Here is a 19407-nt window from a genome sequence, read left to right as displayed (position 1 = left end):
GCGAACCGGCCTCGATCTCGTCCACGACGTCCGGGCTCAGCCGGACGAGCGGCTGAGCCGGACCACCGCGCCGGAGGTGACCCCCAGTTCCGCGTGCACCGCGCTGCCCGCCGACCGTTGCGGCAGCCACACCACGCGGTCCGGGAGGTCGGCGGTCGTCGTGGGGAGGGTGATGGCGCCTCGGTCCGTGCTGACCGTGACCGGGTCTCCCGGCTGGATGCCGAACTCGTCGGCCGTGGCGGCGGAGAGATGGAGAAGCGGGGTCCGCGCCGTGCCCGCCAGGTGTTCCTCCCCGTCCTGGAGGCGGCCGCCGTCCAGCAGCGGGCGCCATGTGGCGAGCACGGCCTCCCCCGCCCGCGGCCGGGGGAGAGCGTGGACTGCGGGCGGAGCGGCAGGGGGCGGAGCGGCCCGGCCCGGCCAGGCGCCCAGCGCGGCGAGTTCGGCGCGGACGGCCGATCCGTCGCGTGGCGCGAGAACGTCCAGTTCCTCCGCGATACCCGCCAGCACGCGCAGATCCGGCTGGGTGCCCGCGCTCCGCAGCGCGGCCTCGAACGTCCGGGGGCGGTTCTCCCAGTTGTGGAACGTGCCCGCCTTCTCGGCGACCGTGGCCACGGGGAACACCACGGTCGCCAGTTCGCTGAGCGCGCTCGGGCGCTGCTCCAGGCTCACCACCACCGGCATCCGGGCCACTGCTTCCCTCGCCGCCCGCGGGTCCGGCAGGTCGTCCAGTTCCACCCCGCCGGCCAGCAGCCCGCGCAGGTCGCCCGCCAGCATCGCCGCGACGTCGCGGCCCGGCTCCGCGGGCAGCTCGGCGACCTGCCACAGGCGGGCCGCATCGGCGCGCGCGGCCGCGTCGGCGACCGGACGGGCCCCGGGCAGCAGCGTGGGGAACGCACCCGCCGCCAGCGCGCCTCGCTCACCGGCTCGGCGGGGCACCCAGCCCAGCAGCGCGCCGGTGCGTTCGGCCAGCCGGACCACCGCCGACAACCCTCCGGGCACGGTGGCCAGCCGCTCTCCGGCCAGCACGACGGCACCGGGCCCGGCCACCAGCTCGTCGAGCGCCGCCGGCTCCTCCCCCGGCGCGGCACGGAGCAACGTGCCGGACAGCTTGACCAGCCCCCGGGTCGTGAACGGCGCCACCGAGTACACCTTCGTGCCCGCCGTGCGCACGGCTTTCCGCAACCGCAGGAAGAGGATCGGCGATTCCTCCTCCGGTTCGAGGCCGGCCAGGACCACCGTCGAGGCCGACCCGACATCGGCGTACGTCGCGCTCGGGCGGCCAGCCAGCCAGGTGAGGAACTCCGTCTCCTCGGCGGAGACCGGCCGCGCCCGGAAGTCCACGTCGTTGGTGCCGAGCACGACCCGCGCGAACCGGCCGTAGGCGTAGGCGTCCTCGACCGTGAGCCGCCCGCCGGTCAGCACGCCCGCGTGGCCGCGGACAGCGGCTAATGCCCGCGCGGCGACCCGGAACGCCAGCGGCCAGGCCACGGCGGTGAGCTTGCCGGTCAGCGCTTCGCGCACGCGCGGGTACGTGAGCCGGTCGGTGACGGTGGCGTACCGGAACGCCCAGCGGCCCTTGTCGCACATCCACTCGTCGTTGACCTCGGGATCCTCGCCCGCGAGCCGGCGCAGCACCTTTCCGCGCCGCGTGTCGGTGCGCGTCGCGCAGCCGGACGCACAGTGCTCGCAGACGGTGGGGGTGGACTCGAGGTCGAACGGACGGGCGCGGAACCGGTACGCGACGCTTGTCAGCGCGCCGACCGGGCAAATCTGCACGGTGTTGCCGGAGAAGTACGAGTCGAAAGCCGCGCCGGTTCCGGTGCCGATCTGTTGCGCCGCACCGCGTTCCAGCAACCCGATGAGCGGGTCGCCCGCGATCTGGTCGGCGAACCGGGTGCAGCGGGCGCACTGCACGCATCGTTCGCGGTCCAGCAGCACCGCCCGCGAGAGCGGGACCGGCTTCGCGAACGTCCTTTTCGGACCGGTGAACCGCGACGTGTCCCGCCCGCCTGCCATCGCCTGGTTCTGCAGCGGGCACTCGCCGCCCTTGTCGCACACCGGGCAGTCGAGCGGATGGTTGATCAGGAGCAGCTCCAGCACCCCTCGCTGCGCCTTCTCGGCAACCGGCGAGGTGGCCTGGGTACGCACGATCATGCCCGGCGCGACCTCCGTGGTGCACGCGGTCACCGGCTTCGGCAGACCCTCGACCTCCACCAGGCACTGCCGGCACGCGCCGACCGGAGTGAGCAGCGGGTGATCGCAGAACCGGGGCACCTCGGCACCCGCGGATTCGGTCGCGCGGATGAGCAGCGTGCCTTCCGGCACGGTCACCTCCGCCCCGTCGATGGACACTGTCACCGAAGTCATCGCATCGCTCCCGCCGCCGCGAATCTCGTGCTGTGTGCCGGGTCGAACGGGCAGCCGCGCAGCCGCACGTGCGCGAGATACTCGTCGCGAAAATGCGTCAGCGACGAGGTGAGCGCGCCGGTCGAACCCGCGCCGAACGCACAGAACGAGGCACTCGTGATCGTTTCGCTCACCGTGAGCAGCGTCCCGAGCGCCGACGCGTCCGCGGCCCCGCGCTCCAGATCGCGCAGCACCCGCACGAGCCATCCGGTGCCCTGGCGGCACGGCGTGCACTTGCCGCACGACTCGGCGGCGTAGAACTCCGCCCACCGCAGCACCGCCCGCACCACGCAGGTGGTCTCGTCGAACACCTGCACCGCGGCTGCGCCGAGCGCCGACCCGGCCGCGGCGACACCGGCGTGATCCAGCGGCACGTCGAGGTGGCCTGCGGTGAGGACGGGCGCGGACGCGCCGCCCGGCGACCAGAACTTGAGCCGGTGCCCGCGTCGGATCCCGCCGGCGAGCGAGAACAGCTCGCGCGCGGTCACGCCGAACGGCGCTTCGTACTGCCCGGGCCGGGCGAGGTGCCCGGACAGGGAAAACAGCGTGCAGCCCGGCGAGTCCTCCGTGCCCATGGACCGGAACCACGCGGGACCGTTGCGGACGATGGACGGTACGCGGGCGATCGTCTCCACATTGTTGATCACCGCCGGGCGGCCGTACAGCACGGCGGCCCGCTCGCCCGGCGAGCGCAGGCTCGGCTGCGGCCGCCGCCCCTCCAGGGACTGGAGCAGCGCGGTCTCCTCGCCGCACACGTACGCACCCGCCCCGGCATGGACCACCAGCGACACCGTGCCGAGATAGCCGCCGCGGGCGGCCTCGGCGACCGCGTGCTGGAGCCGCCGCAACGCGGGCAGCACCTCGCCTCGCAGGTATACGACGACGTGCCGGGCGCCGATCGCGTGCGCGGCGATGAGCGCGCCCTCGACCACCTCGTGCGGATTGGCGAGCAGCAGCGGGACGTCCTTGCACGCTCCCGGTTCCGCCTCGTTGGCGTTGACCACGAGATACCGGGACACGCCGTCGCGGGGCAGCGCGCCCCACTTGGCGGCGGTGGGGAACCCGGCTCCGCCGCGGCCGCGCAGCCCGGCCGCCCGTACCAGCGCGATCACCTCCCCCGGCGGCATGCTCCGCGCGGCGGCCAGCGCGGTGTACCCGTCGTGGCCGAGATAGCTCGGCAGCGTCCACGGCCTGCGGCCGGTCCACGACCGGGTGAGCACCGGCGTGATCAGCAGTTTGCTCGGCGCCCTCACGGTTTCTCCTCCGGTGCGTGCCAGCCCTGTGCCTCGGCGAGCCGGACGCCCTCGGTGGTGCGTGGTCCCGGCGTGGTCACCGCACTGTCCACATAGGATCGTTCATCCGGGAATCCGGCCAGCAGCCGGGTGTTCTGCCGAAATGTGCACAGTGGACCCACACCCCGGGTCGGCCACACGGCGCGGCCCGCTCGCAGATCGTCGACCAGCTCACGCGCCCGCGCCGGAGTCATCTCGTCGAAGTACTCCCAGTTGGCCATCACCACCGGGGCGTAGTCGCACGCGGCGACACATGCCACGGTGGCGAGCGTGACCGCGCCGTCCTCGGTCGTGCCGTCGCCGGACAGCCCGAGGTGCGTGCGCAGCGAATCGCGAATCGCGTCACCGCCCAGCACCGCGCACAAGGTCGAGGTGCACACCGCGACGAGGTGGTCGCCGACGGGCTCGCGGTGGAACATCGAGTGGAAGGTGGCGACCGCGAGCACTTCGGCCTCGGCGAGCCCGAGAGTGCTGGCGCAGAACGAGATTCCGTCGACGTCGACGCAGCCTCGTTCGGACTGCACCAGGTGCAGCAGCGGCAGCAGCGCGGAGCGCCGCACCGGGTACCGGGCGAGGATCTCCTCCGCGTCGTCGGCGAGCACCTCCGCGAGGTCGGGCAGCGGTGCCGGAGCCGGTGCCGCCGGCTTCGCGGCCCGGGTCCGCGCGGCCCTCACGGCGTCGCCGCCGCGAAGGCCGCGTGCTGGGTCTCCGCCGCGCCGAGCAGATGGTGCAGCAGCAGCAGCTGCGTGATCGCGAGCGGTTCGCTGCGCCTGCCGCCGCCGAGGTCGCCGAGGGAGCCGGGCGGTTCGCCGGGCAGGCCGAGCTGCGGCCAGATCGCCCTGCGCACCAGCGCGGTCTCCTCGGCCGAGGCGTAGCCGTGGATGTGGAGCGCGTCGACCGGGCGGCCGTCGGTGTCGCGGTTCAGCCGCACATGGACGGTCCGGCGGCCGTCGAGCACCACGCTGAGGTCCGGATGGCGGATCGTCGGGCGCAGCAGCAGTTCCCCGGACAGCGGGGTGCCCGGCGGGTCGTCCCGGCCGGGGATCGGCGCGAACCGGACGACGATGTCCGCCGCGGCCCGCTGGGGACGGATGTAGGCGGCCGACTCCGGTTCCCGCCGCCGCAGTTCGGCCCGCACCTGCTCCTCGCGATAGCCGCGTTTCTCCGTGTCGCGGCGCACCTTCCACCCGTGCCGGATCTCCTCCGGCGGGTCGAGGTAGATCGCGATGTCGAAACAGGCCCGCGACAGCTTGCTGTGCAACGGAAGCAGGCCCTCCACGACGACGAACTCGGCCGGGGAGACCAGTTCCGGGCGAGCCAGCTGCCCGGTGCCGTGGTCGTACACCGGTTTGAGGATCGGGTGTCCGGCCGCGAGCAGCTGCAGGTGCTGCTCCATGATGTCGAGGTAGTTGCAGTCGGGGTGCAGCGCGGTGAACGGCAGCGGCTTGCGCTCTTCCCGGTCGTAGCGGTGGTAGTCGTCGACGCAGATCGCGGTGACCCGGTCCGGGCCGAGCGTGGCGACGAGGCCGGAGGTGAGCGTCGTCTTGCCCGCCGCGCTGTCCCCGGCGATGGCGATCATGACCGGCCGCCGCCGCGGCGCGTCGCCGGTCTGCCGCTGGATCCTGATCAGTTTGTCCGGCATGCCGTCTCCTTTCCCAGGCATTCGAGTGCCGCCCGCACGACGGCGGGCACCGAATAGCCCAGCGCCTGGCAGACCACCCGCCCCGGCGCGCTCGCCCCGAACCGCCGCAGCCCCAGCACCGTGTCGCCGGGACGGGCCAGCGCCTCCCAGCCGTGCGGGACGCCTGCCTCCAGCCACACCGCCGGGCAAGGCGGCAGCAGCTCGGCGCCCGCCGCGAGTGCCTCGGCGAATCGTTCCCGCCACGGCACCGACAGCACCCGGACCGCCCGGCCCTCGACGGCCAGCGCGGCGGCCGAGTCGAGCGCGAGTGCCACCTCGGACCCGGTCGCCACCAGCGTCAGGTCGGGCTCGCGCCCGTCGTCGCGCACGATCCGGGCGCCGTGCGCGGCGATCGCGTTGCCGCGCACCGGTTCCAGCACCGGCAACGACTGGCGGCTGAGCACCAGCGCCACCGGGCCGTCATGGCGCAGCGCCACCCGCCAGCACTCGGCGGTCTCGTTCGCGTCTCCGGGCCGCAGCACGGCGAGGCCCGGGATCAGCCGCAACGACTCCAGGTGCTCGACCGGCTGATGCGTGGGGCCGTCCTCGCCGACCGCAATGGAGTCGTGGGTGAACACGTACACCACCGGCAAGCGCATCAGGGCCGCCAGCCGCACAGCGGGCCGCAGATAGTCGGAGAAGACTAGGAACGTGCTGCCGAACGGCCTAAATCCGCCGTGCAACGCCATCCCGTTCAGCGCCGCGCCCATGGCGTGCTCGCGGATTCCGAAGTGGACAGTCCGGCCGCTCTGATCGTCCCTGGTCACGGCTTTCGTGCCGGGCAACGTGGTACAGGTCGAGCCGGCCAGGTCCGCCGAGCCGCCGACCAGGCCGGCGAACTCGGGGGCGAGTGCGGCGAGCACGGCCCCCGACGCGGCGCGGGTCGCCGTCGCGCTGCCGGGTTCGAAGATCGGCAGAAGCTTTTCGAGGTCCGCCGGCGGCGCCGCCGCGCCGCCCCAGACGGCCGCCAGCTCCGGATGCGCCCGCTCCCACGCGGCGCGGACGCCGAGCCACCCGGCACGCGCCGCCGCGCCGGACGCGGCCAGCCGCGCGCAGTGTTCCCGGACCTCGGCCGGAACATGGAACGGTTCGTCCGGCCAGTCGAACGCGGCACGGGTCGCGGCCAGCTCCGCCGCACCGAGCGGCGCGCCGTGCGCCTCGGGCGTGCCGGCGACGGTCGGGGCACCGTGGCCGATAGTGGTGCGCACGGCGACCAGGCTCGGCTTGTCTTCCGCTGCGACGGCGGCGTCGAAGGCGGTGGTCAGCGCGTCGAGGTCTTCTCCGTCGGCGACCCGCTGGACGTGCCAGCCGTACGCGGCGAAGCGGCCGAGCACGTCGTCGGTGCAGCTCTGGTGCGCCGGCCCGTCGATGGTGACGTCATTGTCGTCGTAGATCACGATCAGCCTGCCGAGGCCGAGGTGCCCGGCGAGCGACCCCGCCTCGTGGCTGACGCCCTCCATGAGATCGCCGTCGCCCGCCAGCACCCACGTCCGGTGGCCGACCACCGGGTGCTCGGCGGTGTTCGCGCGTGCGGCCAGCATCCGCTCGGCGAGCGCCATGCCGACAGCGTTGCCGAGCCCCTGCCCGAGCGGGCCGGTGGTGGTCTCCACGCCGGGCGGGCAGCGGTGCTCGGGATGGCCGGGGGTGCGCGATCCCCACTGCCGGAACCGGCGCAGCTCGTCGCGGGGCAGGTCGTAGCCGAACAGGTGAAGCAGCGCGTACAGCAGCATCGATCCGTGCCCGGCGGAGAGCACGAACCGGTCCCGGTCAGGCCATTCGGGGTCGGCGGGATCGTGGCGCAGGAAGCGCGACCACAGCACCCAGGCCGGGGCGGCCGCGCCCATCGGCAGGCCCGGATGACCGCTGCCCGCCGCCTGCACCGCGTCCGCGGCGAGCATCCGGATCGTGGTGATCGCGAGGGCGTCGGCATCCGTGCCCGCCCTTCGATCAGCCCCTTCTTCGATCTCGACCAGCCGCATGAACACCTCCGCAGATGTGGTTCGTGCCGACGCTAGGGAGACCGGCGGCGGCCCGGATCCCCCGTGCCGGGGGCGGCGCGGGGGATCGCTGCGCGGCCCTGCTCGCTCTAGGCTCGGGTCATGCGTTCCACGCCGCTGCGCCTGGTGCTCGTCGACGATCACGAGATGGTCCTCGAAGGGCTCAAAGCACTGCTCGCCCGATTCCGCGGCCGGGTCCGGGTCGTGGGCGAGGCGGTGAGCGCGGCGGCCGCCGAGCCCGTCGTCACGGGCCTCGACCCGGACCTGGTGCTCTCCGACGTCCGGCTCCGCGGCCAGGAGAGCGGGCTGGACCTGTGCCGGAAGCTGGTGGAGAAATCCCCGGGACGGCGGGTGGTCCTGCTCTCGGCCTACGACGACGAGCAGTACCTGTTCCAGGCGTTGCGGGCGGGCGCGGCGGGCTACCTGCTGAAGTCGATCGACGGCGAGAGCCTGGTGCGCCAGCTCGAACTGGCCGCCGAGGGCGAGACCGTGGTGGACTCGGCGATGGCGGGCCGGGCCGTGGCGTCCGCCGCGCGCCTGCAGGCCGGGGAGTACTGGCCGGGCGCGCGGCTCAACCTCACCCAGCGCGAAAGCGAGGTGCTGGAACTGCTCGTGGCCGGCCTGTCCAACCGGGCCGTCGCCGCCCGGCTCGTGCTCGGGGAGGAAACCGTGAAAAGTCACGTCAGCGCCATCTTCCGCAAGCTGGAGGTGCGCGACCGGGCCGGCGCGGTCGCGGTCGCCCTGCGCGAGGGGATCTTCCGGTGACCGGGCTCGGGCTGGCCGACCCGGAGCGGGAGAACACCCTGCTCGTCCGGATCATCGAGGCGATCTCGGCGGGACCGGAGCTGTCCGCGCTCGCGGCGAAGGTCGCCGACCTGATCGTGTCGGCCACGAACACCGACGTGTGCTTCGTCCACGTGCTCGACGACCGGGACTCCGCACTGGTCCTCGCCGGAGCCACCGCCCCGTTCGACGCGGCGGCGGGACGCGTCCGGCTCCCGCTCGGCGAGGGCATCGCGGGCTGGGCCGCCTCGCACGGCGAGCCGGTGGTGGTCGCCGAGGGCAAGGAGGACGACCCGCGTTACCGGTATTTCCCGGAGCTGCGCGGCGAGGACTACACCTCGATGGCGTCGGTGCCGATGTCGAGCAGCCCCGGCGGGCTCGCGGGCGTGCTCAACGTGCACACCCGCGTGCGCCGCGAGTTCACCGACCGCGACGTGCGGCTGCTGACCACGATCGGCAGCCTGCTCGCGGGCGCGGTGCACCAGGCACGCACGCACCGCAGGCTCGCCGCGCGGGAACGCGCCCACGAACGGTTCACCGAGCAGGTGATCGCCGCGCAGGAAACCGAGCGGCGCAGGCTCGCCGGCGACATCCACGACGGCATCACCCAGCGGCTGGTGAGCCTGCGGTTCCACCTCGAGGCCGCGCTCGATCCGGAGTTCGCCGCCGAGCAGCTGGTGAAGGCCCGCGAACTCGCGGACCTCACCCTCGACGAGGCACGCGCGGCGGTCAGCGGGCTGCGCCCGCCGGTGCTCGACGACCTCGGCCTCGCCGACAGCCTCGCGAGCCTCGCCCGGTCCACCGCGGAACTGGCCGTGGAGACCGAAATCGACGAATGCCGGCTGCCCGAGCACACCGAGGTGGCGCTGTACCGGATCGCCCAGGAGGCGCTGCAGAACGTGATCAAGCACGCGGGCACCGGCGCGGCGACCCTCACACTGCGCAGGACCGACCGGGGTGTCCTGCTGCGGGTGCGCGACCGCGGCCGCGGATTCGACCGGGACACCATGTCCTTCGGCGACGACCGGTCCAGCGGCTACGGCATGACCAGCATGGCCGAGCGCGCGGAACTGATCGGCGGACGGCTGGAAGTGTCCTCCTCACCGGAGAACGGCACGACGGTCTCAGTCACCGTGCCGGTCGCGTGAACACCGCCAACCCCCGCGGCCACAGCATGACCAGCACGCCCGAACGCGCGGAACTGATCGCCACACCACGGCACCACAGACCCAGTCACCGCGCCGATCGCGCAAACACCGACAACCCCCGCACCGGGCCGCTCCGGTCGGAGCGGAAGCGGGCGAACCCGGGATACACCGCGAGCGCACCAGTGAAATCCTGCCCGCGCGTGTAGTCGTTGGCGACCACGACGCAGTCGAGCCCGGCGGCCAGCGCGGCACGCAGCCCGACCGCCGAATCCTCGACCGCGAGCACGTCCGCCGCCGGAAGACCCAGTTCGGTCAGCACCTTCAGGTACGCGGCGGGGTCGGGTTTCTTCGCGGGCACGTCGTCGCCGGTCACCACCACCGGGAACGTCGTCGCGCCGAACAGCTTCCCCAGCAGCGGCGCCACCCACTCCCTGCTGCCCGTGGTGGCGACCGCGAGCCGCACTCCGGCCAGCGCGAGGTCGAGGATCAGCTCGCGCACGCCGGGGCGCGGGCTGATCGCGCCCTGCGCGACCATCCACCGCAGCCGCCTGGTCTTGTCGGCGTGCAGTGCCGCGGCGAACTGGGCGACCTGCTCCGGCGGATGGCCCTTGGACTCCAGGTAGCCGGTCAGCCGCTCCCGCCCGCCCGCGACCCCGAGCAGGTCGCCGTACTCCGCGACGTCCCAGCGGTAGGGCAGGCCGGCCGAGGCGAAGGCGGCGTTGAACGCCAGCCGGTGCCCGTCGCGTTCGCTGTCCACGAGGGTGCCGTCCACATCGAACACGACGGCTGCCCAGTCCTCACGCGACACGGTCGTCCGCCTTTCCGTTGAACGCGCGGACATCCGCTCGAAGAACGCGCTGCGCGGCGGCGATCTTGTCCGCGCGACCCCGCCAGACGGCGAATGCCCGGGCGGCGCCGACGGAAAAGGTCACCGGCCACGGCGCCGGGATCGCCCGCAGCGCGGCGACGGTCTCCTGGTCGCCGCGGCGGACCGCCACGCAAGCGACGGTGCCGGGCACCGCGGCGCGCAGCACGCCGATCGTGGCCTCCGCGATCTCACCGGCGCTCCGGCGCTCGCCGGACTCGTCGCCTGGCGACATCACCGTGGGGGCGAGCACGACGGCGTGCCGCCGCAGCCCGGCCGCGCGCAGTTCGCCGAACACGTCGGACAGGACCACCGCGGCCGCGGCGCAGCAATGTGCGAGCGAGTGCGTTCCTTCCGCGGACAGTTCCGGTTCGAGGACCGGCACGATGCCCGTCTCGTGGCACAGCGCGGAGAAACGCGCCATCGCGTGCGCGTTCGCGCGGCTCGCGGGGCGGCTCGGCAACCGGTCCCCTACCCGCAACACCGAGCGCCACGTGGCGAACCGGGCGCCCCGCGAGGCGAGGTCGGCGAAGCGGATCCGCAACCCGTCCAGCCCCTCGGTGACGTGTTCGCCGGGGAGTCCCGCGAGCGGATGGACGCCGGTGTCGACCCGTACCCCCGCCGCGATGCCCGCTCTAATCAGTGCCTCCGCGTACGGCTCCCCATCGGGCAGCGTCCCGCCGAAGGCCTCCTCGGTCAGGACGACCCCGCTGATCCCCGCCGCGAGTCCGGGCGCGGTCAGCACCAGCTCGTGATAGGCGCGGCGGGTTTCCTCGTCTGCGTGCGCGCCCGCCTCGGCCAGCCGCGCGGACACGGTGGCGGCGTCGTCGTCCAGCGCGAGGATCCCGCGGCCGTCGCCGGCCAGGTTCGCCGGCAGCCGGTGCACTCCGCTCATGCCAGCGCCTCCCGTCCGGTCCGCAGGTAGTCGACGGCGCTGTAACTCGCGAGCCGGTCGAGCCGGTGTTCGCTGCGCAGGAAGCGGATCGTGCCGCTGCGGGCCCGCATGACGAGCGACTCGGTCGTGGCCCGGTGCGCGCCGTACCGGACGCCGCGGATGAGATCCCCGTCGGTCACGCCGGTCACGACGAAGAACGCGTCCTCGCCGCGGACGAGATCGTCGGTGACGAGCACGCGGTCGAGGTCGTGTCCCGCGTCGAGCGCGCGACGGCGTTCGGACTCGTCCCGCACGACGAACCGGCCCTGGATCACCCCGCCGAGGCACTTCATGGCGCAGGCGGCGAGCACGCCCTCCGGGGTTCCGCCGACACCGAGCAGCAGGTCGATGCCGGTGCCCTCCCGGGCAGTCATGATCGCGCCCGCCACGTCGCCGTCGGCGATGAACGAGATGCGCGCGCCCGTCTCCCGCACTTGGCGGGCCAGTTCCGCGTGCCGGGGCCGGTCGAGCAGGCAGACCGTGACGTCGCGCGGCTCGCCGCCCTTGGCCTTCGCGACCGCGCGGACGGTGTCGGCGACCGGCGCGTCGAGGTCCACCGCGCCCGCCGCTTCCGCGCCGGTGACCAGCTTTTCCATGTAGAACACCGCGGACGGGTCCAGCATGGCGCCGCGCGGGGCGGCCGCGAGCACCGACACCGCGTTGCCCATGCCCTTGGCGGTGAGCGTGGTCCCGTCGATCGGGTCGACGGCGATGTCGCACTCCGGCCCGCGGCCGTCGCCGATCACCTCGCCGTTGAACAGCATGGGCGCCTGGTCCTTCTCGCCCTCGCCGATGACGACGACGCCCCGCACCGGCAGCGTCGAGGCCAAGGCGCGCATGGCGTCGACGGCCGCTTGGTCCGCGCCGTCTTTGTCGCCGCGGCCCGCCCAGCGGCCCGCGGCCATCGCGGCGGATTCGGTAAGGCGGACGAGATCCAGTGCCAAGTTTCGGTCAGGTGCGATCGTAGGCATGCCGGGCGACGCTACGGACCGGACCGGTCCTCGCGGCTCCCCCGCGCGGTGGAACGGCCGGGGGAACGCCAGCCGTCCTCGGCACCGCACAGGTGCTCGACGAACAGCCGGGAACCCGCGGTGAGCCGTCGCTGCCCGACCGCGTGCCACGGCCTGTGCAGCGGGGTGCCCGCCATGGGCACGGGCACCAGCTCGCCGCTCGCCAGCTGACGCTCGACCGCGTCCCGCGACACCAGCGTGGCGCCGAGCCCAGCGACCGCACCCGCTACCACCGCGCCGTTCGACCCGAGGGTGAGCGCGGGCGGATCGAGGTCGCGCGCGGCCAGCAGCGCCTCGCTCGTCGCACGGGTGCCCGAACCCGGTTCGCGCTGCAGCCAGGTCGTGGTCGCCGGGTCGAACGCGGGCGCCAGCGCGGGCGCGGCCACCACCAGGAGTTCGTTGTCCCGCACCGCGAACACCCGCGCCTCCCGCACGGACGCGGGCGGCCGCCCGCCGATCGCCAGATCGATGTCGTGGTTCGCGAGCGAGGCCCACACCTGGTCGCTGGTGCCGACATTCAGCCGCAGCTCCACCCGCGGGTGCCGGTCGAGGAACCGGGCCAGCACCGACGGCAGCACGTGCTCGCCCGCCGTGGTGACGGCCGCGAGCCGCAACAGCCCGCTCCCGGGATCGGCTTCGCCGCGCGCGGCGACGACCGCTTCCTCGTGCAGGCCGAGGATGACGCGGGCGTGGCCGGCGTAGGACTCGCCTGCTCGCGTGAGCCGTACGCCGCGTCCCTCCCGCTCCACCAACGGCACGCCGACGTCCTTGCTCAGCGCCGACACCGCCGCCGACACCGCGGACTCGGTGAGCGCGAGCCGCCGCGCCGCCGCCCACACCGACCCGGTCTCCGCCACCGCGACGAACGCCCGCAACCGCGCTGATGTCGTCATAACGGGCAGTATGGGGCACCGGACGGGTTCAGCGGCGGGCTTCCGCGGCGAGGCGGCGCAACTCGGCGACGCGTTCGCCGATCGCGTCCCGGTCGGCGAACAGGGCGGAGCCCGCGCAGAAGGTGCGCGCCCCCGCCGCGCTCGCGGATCCGATGGTGTCCGGGGAGATCCCGCCGTCGACCTCGATGTCCCGGCCGGTGGCGTCCACCAGCTCGCGCACCCGCCGGATCTTCGCCGCCATCGACGGCAGGTAGCGCTGGCCGCCGAAGCCCGGGTTCACCGTCATCACCAGGACCAGGTCGACGAGGTCCAGCACGTGCTCGACGGCCGACGGCGGAGTCGCCGGGTTCAGCGCGACCCCGGCGCTCCCGCCGCGTTCGCGGATGTCGCCGAGCGTGCGATGCAGGTGCCCGGCGGCTTCGGCGTGCACGATGACCATGCCGCAGCCCGCGTCGAGCCACCGCGGCAGCAGCCGGTCCGGATCGGCCACCATCAGATGCGCCTCGAACGGGAGGGTCACCAGCGGCCGGACGGACGCGATGACGTCCGGCCCCATCGTCAGGTTCGGCACGAACCGGCCGTCCATCACGTCCCACTGGATGCGGTCCACGCCCGCCTTCTCCAGCAGCCGGACCTCCTCGCCCAGCCGGGAGAAGTCCGCCGGCAGCACCGATGGCACGATGCGCGTGGTCATCACGGCGCCACGGCGGCTGTTTCGCCGAGCACGGCGGAGTTCGCCCGCACCCGCTGCGAGAGCGCGCGCTGTCCTTCGTGGACACGGCCGGGATCGCCGCGCCACGCGGCCAACGCCGGCTGGACCAGTGCGCGGCCGAAGGAGAAAGTCAGCGGCCACGGCGCGTCGATCTCCTGCAGCGCGGCGAGGTTCGCGGTCGCCTGCTCCGGGCTCTGCCCGCCGGAGAGGAACGCGACCCCGGCAAGGTCGTCCGGCATGGTCTGCCTCAGCACCGCTGCCGTCGCCTCGGCGATCTCGCCCGGCGCGGCCTGCTCGGGGCAGGACGCGCCCGGCACGACCATGTTCGGCTTCAGCACCATCGCGGCGGGATCCACGCCGAACGCGGCCAGTTCGCCCGCGACCGCGCCCAGCACGCGAGTCGTCACCTCGGCACACCGCGCCAGCGAGTGCGTGCCGTCCATCAGCACCTCGGGCTCCACGATCGGAACCAGCCCGGCGTACTGGCAGGCACTCGCGTACCTGGCGAGCGCGTGCGCGTTGGCGTGCACGGCGGCACGGGACGGGCACTGGTCGTCGATCACGTACACGCCCCGCCACTTGGCGAACCGCGCGCCCAGCGCGACGTACTCCCGCAGGCGAGGGAACAGCCCGTCGAGCCCTTCGGTGACCGTCTCGCTTTCGTTGCCGGGCAATGGTTTCGCGCCGGTGTCGACCTTGATGCCGGTCAGCATGCCGAAATCGGCGACGGCCGCGGGGAACGGCCTGCCGTCGGCGAGGCGCTGCCGCAGTGTCTCCTCGCACAGGATGACGCCGCTGACACCGGCAGCCAGCTCCGGCGTGCTGACGAGGAGTTCCCGGTAGTCCCTGCGGTTCTCCTCGGTCGGCGCGACCCCGGCCTTCTCCAGCCGCGCGGACATCGTGGCGACGCTCTCGTCCGCGGCGAGCACGCCCTTTCCCGCGGCGACCAGCACCGCGGCTGTCTCGACGAGCGAGTTCATCCAGTTCCCTCCACTGTGGACATCCGGTCCGCGAATACGGTGCTGGCGAGGAAATCCTCCGGTTCGATGCGCACGAGCCGCGCCCGGTCGGCCGCGCCCTCCCGCACGAGCCGGTTCGCCTGCCGCAGCCGTGCGCGCTCGACGGCGTTGCGCACGCTGCGCGCGTTCGCGAACCGCGGCCGGCGCACGCGCAGCTCCAGGTACTCGCGGAAGACAGTCCGGGCCGCGCCCGACAGCTCGTAGCCGAGCGCGGAGACCATGAGCTGCCCGATCCGCTCCAGCTCCGCGACGGTGTAGTCCGGGAACGCGAGGTGGTGCGCGACCCGCGAGCTGAGACCGGGGTTGGAGGCGAAGAAATCGTCCATCCGGTCCGCGTAGCCGGCGAAGACCACGACCAGGTCGTCCCGGTTGTTCTCCATGACCTGCAACAGGATCTCGATGGCCTCCTGCCCGTAGTCCCGCTCGTTCTCCGCGCGGTAGAGGTAGTACGCCTCGTCGACGAACAACACCCCGCCCATCGCGCGCTTCACGACCTCCGCGGTCTTCGGCGCGGTGTGGCCGACGTACTGGCCGACCAGGTCGTCCCGGGTCACCGCGACGAGATGGCCGCGCCGGAGATACCCCAGCCGCTTCAGCAGTTCCGCCATGCGGAGCGCGACCGTGGTCTTGCCGGTGCCCGGATTCCCGGTGAACGACATGTGCAGATTCGGCCGTGCGGCGCGGATCCCGAACCGCTCCCGGGTGCGGTCCACGAGCAGCAGCGCGGCGATCTCCTCGACCCGCCGCTTGACCGGGGCGAGCCCGACGAGGTCCCGGTCGAGTTCGGCGAGCACCTCGCCGACGCCGGCCCGCGACCGCACCTCGGCGAGGTCGACGACAGCGTCCCCGGGCAGTTCGGCGTCCTCGGCGGGAGGCGGCTCGTCCTGCGCCGTCGCCGCGGGCGAGCCCGGACGGTGCATGACGAAACCGGACCGCCCCGGCTCGCTCATGTCCCCGCTGGGCGGTACCGCTCGCCCACCGGCCGGTCGGCGGCGTAGGCGTGGGTGCGGTACTGGACGCGGCGGTCGCCGGTTTCCTGGCGGTCCAGCCGGAAACCGGGCTCGCCGGCAGGCCGCTGCACGAGGAACGACAGCGCCGTGGTCTGCCGCCCGAGCCGGGCGTCGTAGGCGTTGACCTTGACGTAGTGGTTCGGGAACGCGGTGCGGCAGGCGTCGATCTCCAGCATGATCGCCGCCGCGTCGGTGTTGTCGAACATGGGCAGCCCGAACATCTCCCAGTACACGTTGCGCGGGTGCGGATCGTCGGTGAACTCCACCGAGATCGGCCAGCCGTTGCCGAGCGCGTACTGGACCTGGGTGGTGATCTCTTCGTCGGTCAGGTCCGGCAGGTAGGAGAAGGTGCCCTGGGTGACGCGCATGTCTGGCTCCTCACACGGTGCTCGGCGTCGCGACGACGTCCGGGGTGTCGGTGGACTCGTAGTTGAACGTGATGTCGCCCCACGTCGCGAGCGCCACGTCCAGCTCTCGGCTGCGCTTGGCGGCCGCCCGCAGGATGTCCTTGCCCTCGGCGAGGTAGTCGCGGCCCTCGTTGCGCGCCTTGACCATCGCTTCGAGAGCGACCCGGTTCGCCGTGGCTCCCGCCGCGATGCCCATCGGGTGGCCGATGGTGCCGCCGCCGAACTGCAGCACCACGTCCTCGCCGAGCAGGTGCAGCAGCTGGTGCATCTGCCCGGCGTGGATCCCGCCGGAGGCGACCGGCAGCACCGGGGCGAGCGAAGCCCAGTCCTGGTCGAAGTACAGGCCCTTCACCGGATCCGCGGGCACGTGGTCGAGCCGCAGCGTGTCGTAGTAGCCGGCGGTGGTGTGCGGGTCGCCCTCCAGCTTGCCGACCACGGTTCCCGCGTGGATGTGGTCCACCCCGGCCAGCCGCATCCACTTGGCGATCACCCGGAAGCTCACGCCGTGGGACTTCTGCCGCGTGTAGGTGGAGTGCCCGGCGCGGTGCAGGTGCAGCAGCACGCCGTTCCTCCGCGCCCACGCCGACATCGACTGGATGGCGGTGTACCCGACGGTCAGGTCGATCATCACCACGACGCTGCCCAGCTCGCGGGCGAACTCGGCGCGCTCGTACATCTGCTCCATCGTGCCCGCGGTGACGTTCAGGTAATGGCCCTTGATCTCGCCGGTGGCCGCCTGTGCCCGGTTGACGCCCTCCATGCAGAACAGGAACCGGTCACGCCAGCGCATGAACGGCTGGGAGTTGATGTTCTCGTCGTCCTTGGTGAAGTCCAGCCCGCCGCGCAGCGCCTCGTAGACCACGCGGCCGTAGTTCCGCGCGGAGAGCCCGAGCTTCGGTTTCGTCGTGGCGCCGAGCAGCGGGCGGCCGTACTTGTCCAGGTACTCCCGCTCCGTCACGATCCCGTGCGGCGGTCCCTGGAAGGTCTTCACGTAGTGCGTCGGGATCCGCATGTCCTCCAGCCGCAGCGCTTTCAGCGCCTTGAACCCGAACACGTTCCCGATGATCGAGGAGGTCAGGTTCGCGATGGACCCCTCCTCGAACAGGTCGAGGTCGTAGGCGATGTGCGCGATGTACTGGCCGGGGGTGTTCGGCACCGGCTCCACCCGGTAGCACTTGGCCTGGTAGTGCTCGTAGGCGGTGAGCCGGTCGGTCCACACCACCGTCCAGGTCGCGGTCGAGGACTCCCCCGCGACCGCCGCCCCCGCCTCCTCCGCGGGCACCCCGTCCTGCGGGGTGATCCGGAAGGCGGCCAGTACGTCGGTGTCTTTCGGCTCGTAGTCCGGCTGCCAGTACCCCATCTCCGCGTACGGGATGACGCCGGCTCCCCATCGATCCACCACTGCTCCTCCGGTCTGGCCGGGAACTGCTGACCCGGCTCAGCATGACGGGGGAACAATCAACACGTCTATCAAGGATTTCGCGGAAAGCTTGAGCTTTTGTTCAGCAAAAGCCGGGCCTCAGCGGGCGCCGTAGCCGAAGAGCTGGTCGCCGCCGGAGCCGTGGATGCTCGCGTTGAACGAGATGATCACCCGGTCCCTGGTCCCGCTGTAGGCCATCGCCTGGTGCATCAGCCACGAGGGGAAGACCAGCAGCTGGCCCTCGACCTGGTCGACGTCGAGGTGCGGCTGCTGGAGATACGCGTTGCCGACGTCGACGAAGGCGCCGCCCAGCGTGGCGAAGTGCGGGCCGTACAGGCGCGTGACGCCGTTCGCCTCGCCGTACACCGGATGCTGCGCGCGCTCCTCCGGCGGGTCGATCTGCACGATGTAGACCCCGGACCACGAGCAATTGCCGTGGGTGTGGATGTCGTGCGCGGTCCCGCCGGTCGCCGCCTGGAACCACAGGCCTTCGATGTTCACCGTCAGCTTTTGCACCTGCCCGGCCCAGTAGTCGAGGTTGGCCTGTTCGACGGTCTTGGCGATCCCGTTCACGAGGAACTGGACGAGGCGCTTCCACCCGTCCATCTCGACCCGTTCGAGGAGGTCGTCGTCGCTGGCGAAGAACGGCGCGCCGGGCTCCGCGCCGCGGCTTCGCTCCTGCTCGGAGCGGATCCGGGCGAACTCCTTCACCAGCGCCGGGTTGACCTCCCCGGCGCGGTCGTAGCGGTAGAGGCCGACGGGGGTGGGCCACAGCAGGTGCAGGCCGGTGGACAGAACGCTCATAAGTGGAAGGTTAAGAAGCACTGGCCTCTCGTAAAGAGCGGATTTAGCTTGCCCTCATGTACGAGATCTCGGTGAGCGTCGCGGCGTGTGTCCGATCCGGCACCCACGTCGACGTCGCGTGGATCGTGTCCGCCGACGGCATCGCGGGACGGCGTCCGGACGAGGCGCTGGCGCTGACCCCCGGCGGCGGCCGCATGGGCGGGCTGCTCGGCGGCGCCCTCGACGAGCAGGTGGCCGGGCTCGTCGCCGGCGGCGTCACCCGGCGGCTCGTGGACGTCGCCGTGGACGAAGTGGGGTCGCTCGTCGCCGGGGTGCCCGCCGGTGCGCGCACCCGCTGCCTGATCGTGCCCGCGGCCGACTTCCCCGAGGGCACGTGGGACGAGCTGTGGGCGGGCCACGCCGTCTGTCTCGTCGTCCGCCTCGACGGCGACCGGGTCACCGGCGTCGAGGCCTACGACTCCACCTCGGTGGCCTCGCTCGGCGAGGAGACCGCCCGGCTCTTCTCGGGCGGCGTCACCGACTCGGCGGTGGCGGCGGACCGGGTCGTCACCGTGCTGTGGCCGGTGCCCCGGCTGGCCGTCGTCGGCGGCGGGCCGATCGGCGACGCGCTCGAATCGGCCGCGGGCCCGCTGGGCTGGCAGGTGCTCCGGTTCGCCAACCCCGCCGAGGCGGCACCGATCCTGCTCGGCCTCGGTGCCCTCGACCTGGTCGTGGTCGGGATGCACGACCTCGGCGCGGCGGGCAACGCGCTCGCCGCCGCCCTCTCCGGCGGCGCGGGATACGTCGGCGCGCTCGGCACGCCCGCGATGAACGACGCGCGCCTGGACTGGCTGACCTCGCGCGGCGTCGAGGGACTCGAACGGATCCACGGCCCGGCCGGACTCGACATCGGCGCGAGCCGGCCGGCGGAGGTCGCGATCGCGGTGCTCGCGGAGGCGCTCGCCGTTCGGGAGGGACGGACCGGACGCCCCTTGCGCGAGGTGAGTTCAGGGGTCGCTTAACACTCGTGGCGTCCGGCGCCCGCCC

The 19407-nt window shown here is 73.0% G+C and carries 18 protein-coding genes; 3 read left to right on the top strand and 15 right to left on the bottom strand.

Annotation, left to right across the window (positions count from 1 at the left end):
- Nucleotides 1-36: 36 nt before the first annotated feature.
- From ATK30_RS32610 to tkt, 5 genes are read right to left on the bottom strand one after another with little or no spacing between them, the layout of a single operon-like run.
- Nucleotides 37-2367 carry an NADH-quinone oxidoreductase subunit G gene (locus ATK30_RS32610; protein WP_051173298.1) on the bottom strand — a complete coding sequence of 777 codons (2331 nt, stop codon included), beginning with the start codon at nt 2365-2367 and terminating at the stop codon, nt 37-39.
- Nucleotides 2364-3659 carry a complex I 51 kDa subunit family protein gene (locus tag ATK30_RS32605; RefSeq protein ID WP_232791566.1) on the bottom strand — a complete coding sequence of 432 codons (1296 nt, stop codon included), beginning with the start codon at nt 3657-3659 and terminating at the stop codon, nt 2364-2366. The genes ATK30_RS32610 and ATK30_RS32605 overlap by 4 nt, the downstream gene beginning before the upstream one ends.
- Nucleotides 3656-4372 carry an NADH-quinone oxidoreductase subunit NuoE gene (gene nuoE, locus ATK30_RS32600; protein ID WP_051173299.1) on the bottom strand — a complete coding sequence of 239 codons (717 nt, stop codon included), beginning with the start codon at nt 4370-4372 and terminating at the stop codon, nt 3656-3658. Before nuoE ends, ATK30_RS32605 begins: the two co-directional genes overlap by 4 nt.
- The gene (locus tag ATK30_RS32595; RefSeq protein WP_051173300.1) at nt 4369-5340 is read right to left on the bottom strand and encodes a phosphoribulokinase; all 972 of its coding nucleotides are present in this window, start codon (nt 5338-5340) and stop codon (nt 4369-4371) included. The genes nuoE and ATK30_RS32595 overlap by 4 nt, the downstream gene beginning before the upstream one ends.
- On the bottom strand, nt 5325-7358 hold the full coding sequence (gene tkt, locus ATK30_RS32590) for a transketolase (protein ID WP_067579050.1): 2034 nt from the start codon (nt 7356-7358) through the stop codon (nt 5325-5327). Before tkt ends, ATK30_RS32595 begins: the two co-directional genes overlap by 16 nt.
- A gap of 120 nt (nt 7359-7478) precedes the next feature.
- On the opposite strand from tkt, the gene ATK30_RS45790 reads away from it, so the two are divergent.
- On the top strand, nt 7479-8141 hold the full coding sequence (locus tag ATK30_RS45790) for a response regulator (RefSeq protein WP_198545250.1): 663 nt from the start codon (nt 7479-7481) through the stop codon (nt 8139-8141).
- Nucleotides 8138-9307, top strand: a complete 1170-nt coding sequence (locus ATK30_RS45785; RefSeq protein WP_200864595.1) for a GAF domain-containing sensor histidine kinase — start codon at nt 8138-8140, stop codon at nt 9305-9307. The genes ATK30_RS45790 and ATK30_RS45785 overlap by 4 nt, the downstream gene beginning before the upstream one ends.
- Nucleotides 9308-9392: 85 nt before the next feature.
- Here ATK30_RS45785 and ATK30_RS32580 read toward each other — a convergent pair whose 3' ends face one another.
- The 10 genes from ATK30_RS32580 to ATK30_RS32535 all read right to left on the bottom strand — a co-directional run bounded on the left by ATK30_RS32580 (nt 9393) and on the right by ATK30_RS32535 (nt 18381).
- Complete coding sequence (locus ATK30_RS32580; RefSeq protein ID WP_043840297.1) at nt 9393-10115, bottom strand: HAD-IA family hydrolase; 723 nt, start codon at nt 10113-10115, stop codon at nt 9393-9395.
- Complete coding sequence (locus tag ATK30_RS32575; RefSeq protein WP_043840299.1) at nt 10105-11067, bottom strand: class I fructose-bisphosphate aldolase; 963 nt, start codon at nt 11065-11067, stop codon at nt 10105-10107. The genes ATK30_RS32580 and ATK30_RS32575 overlap by 11 nt, the downstream gene beginning before the upstream one ends.
- The gene (glpX, locus tag ATK30_RS32570) at nt 11064-12077 is read right to left on the bottom strand and encodes a class II fructose-bisphosphatase (RefSeq protein ID WP_043840300.1); all 1014 of its coding nucleotides are present in this window, start codon (nt 12075-12077) and stop codon (nt 11064-11066) included. Before glpX ends, ATK30_RS32575 begins: the two co-directional genes overlap by 4 nt.
- Before the next feature lie 11 nt (nt 12078-12088).
- Nucleotides 12089-13009, bottom strand: coding sequence for a LysR family transcriptional regulator (locus tag ATK30_RS32565; RefSeq protein WP_043840302.1), 921 nt, complete (start codon nt 13007-13009; stop codon nt 12089-12091).
- A gap of 28 nt (nt 13010-13037) precedes the next feature.
- On the bottom strand, nt 13038-13703 hold the full coding sequence (gene rpe, locus ATK30_RS32560) for a ribulose-phosphate 3-epimerase (protein WP_101438642.1): 666 nt from the start codon (nt 13701-13703) through the stop codon (nt 13038-13040).
- Nucleotides 13703-14701 carry a class I fructose-bisphosphate aldolase gene (locus tag ATK30_RS32555; RefSeq protein ID WP_043840304.1) on the bottom strand — a complete coding sequence of 333 codons (999 nt, stop codon included), beginning with the start codon at nt 14699-14701 and terminating at the stop codon, nt 13703-13705. Before ATK30_RS32555 ends, rpe begins: the two co-directional genes overlap by 1 nt.
- Nucleotides 14698-15690 (bottom strand): CbbX protein, encoded by a 993-nt coding sequence (gene cbbX / locus ATK30_RS32550; RefSeq protein ID WP_043840307.1) that lies wholly within the window; start codon nt 15688-15690, stop codon nt 14698-14700. The genes ATK30_RS32555 and cbbX overlap by 4 nt, the downstream gene beginning before the upstream one ends.
- Nucleotides 15687-16118 carry a ribulose bisphosphate carboxylase small subunit gene (locus ATK30_RS32545; protein ID WP_043840309.1) on the bottom strand — a complete coding sequence of 144 codons (432 nt, stop codon included), beginning with the start codon at nt 16116-16118 and terminating at the stop codon, nt 15687-15689. Before ATK30_RS32545 ends, cbbX begins: the two co-directional genes overlap by 4 nt.
- A 10-nt stretch (nt 16119-16128) precedes the next feature.
- The gene (locus tag ATK30_RS32540; protein ID WP_232791568.1) at nt 16129-17556 is read right to left on the bottom strand and encodes a form I ribulose bisphosphate carboxylase large subunit; all 1428 of its coding nucleotides are present in this window, start codon (nt 17554-17556) and stop codon (nt 16129-16131) included.
- 120 nt (nt 17557-17676) lie between these two features.
- Nucleotides 17677-18381: a putative 2OG-Fe(II) oxygenase gene (locus tag ATK30_RS32535; protein WP_043840312.1), complete on the bottom strand. Its 705-nt coding sequence runs from the start codon at nt 18379-18381 to the stop codon at nt 17677-17679.
- 56 nt (nt 18382-18437) lie between these two features.
- Between ATK30_RS32535 and ATK30_RS32530 the strand changes: the two genes are divergently transcribed.
- Entirely contained in the window at nt 18438-19382 is a 945-nt protein-coding gene (locus tag ATK30_RS32530) for an XdhC family protein (RefSeq protein WP_051173301.1), read from the top strand.
- The last annotated feature ends 25 nt before the right edge of the window (nt 19383-19407 follow it).

This window comes from Amycolatopsis echigonensis, assembly GCF_002846615.1.
GTDB classification, from domain to species: domain Bacteria; phylum Actinomycetota; class Actinomycetes; order Mycobacteriales; family Pseudonocardiaceae; genus Amycolatopsis; species Amycolatopsis echigonensis.
The sequence above is the reverse complement of the archived record's forward strand: the minus strand, read 5'-3'. Positions and strand labels throughout refer to the sequence as shown.

Excerpts from the sequence above, each read along its gene's own strand:
- glpX (WP_043840300.1), bottom strand. The coding sequence starts at position 12,077 with ATGCCTACGATCGCACCTGACCGAAACTTGGCACTGGATCTCGTCCGC.
- ATK30_RS32565 (WP_043840302.1), bottom strand. The coding sequence starts at position 13,009 with ATGACGACATCAGCGCGGTTGCGGGCGTTCGTCGCGGTGGCGGAGACC.
- ATK30_RS32555 (WP_043840304.1), bottom strand. The coding sequence starts at position 14,701 with ATGAACTCGCTCGTCGAGACAGCCGCGGTGCTGGTCGCCGCGGGAAAG.
- ATK30_RS32610 (WP_051173298.1), bottom strand. The coding sequence starts at position 2,367 with ATGACTTCGGTGACAGTGTCCATCGACGGGGCGGAGGTGACCGTGCCG.
- ATK30_RS32535 (WP_043840312.1), bottom strand. The coding sequence starts at position 18,381 with ATGAGCGTTCTGTCCACCGGCCTGCACCTGCTGTGGCCCACCCCCGTC.
- ATK30_RS45790 (WP_198545250.1), top strand. The coding sequence starts at position 7,479 with ATGCGTTCCACGCCGCTGCGCCTGGTGCTCGTCGACGATCACGAGATG.
- ATK30_RS32530 (WP_051173301.1), top strand. The coding sequence starts at position 18,438 with ATGTACGAGATCTCGGTGAGCGTCGCGGCGTGTGTCCGATCCGGCACC.
- tkt (WP_067579050.1), bottom strand. The coding sequence starts at position 7,358 with ATGCGGCTGGTCGAGATCGAAGAAGGGGCTGATCGAAGGGCGGGCACG.
- rpe (WP_101438642.1), bottom strand. The coding sequence starts at position 13,703 with ATGACCACGCGCATCGTGCCATCGGTGCTGCCGGCGGACTTCTCCCGG.
- cbbX (WP_043840307.1), bottom strand. The coding sequence starts at position 15,690 with ATGAGCGAGCCGGGGCGGTCCGGTTTCGTCATGCACCGTCCGGGCTCG.
- ATK30_RS32575 (WP_043840299.1), bottom strand. The coding sequence starts at position 11,067 with ATGAGCGGAGTGCACCGGCTGCCGGCGAACCTGGCCGGCGACGGCCGC.
- ATK30_RS32595 (WP_051173300.1), bottom strand. The coding sequence starts at position 5,340 with ATGCCGGACAAACTGATCAGGATCCAGCGGCAGACCGGCGACGCGCCG.
- ATK30_RS32545 (WP_043840309.1), bottom strand. The coding sequence starts at position 16,118 with ATGCGCGTCACCCAGGGCACCTTCTCCTACCTGCCGGACCTGACCGAC.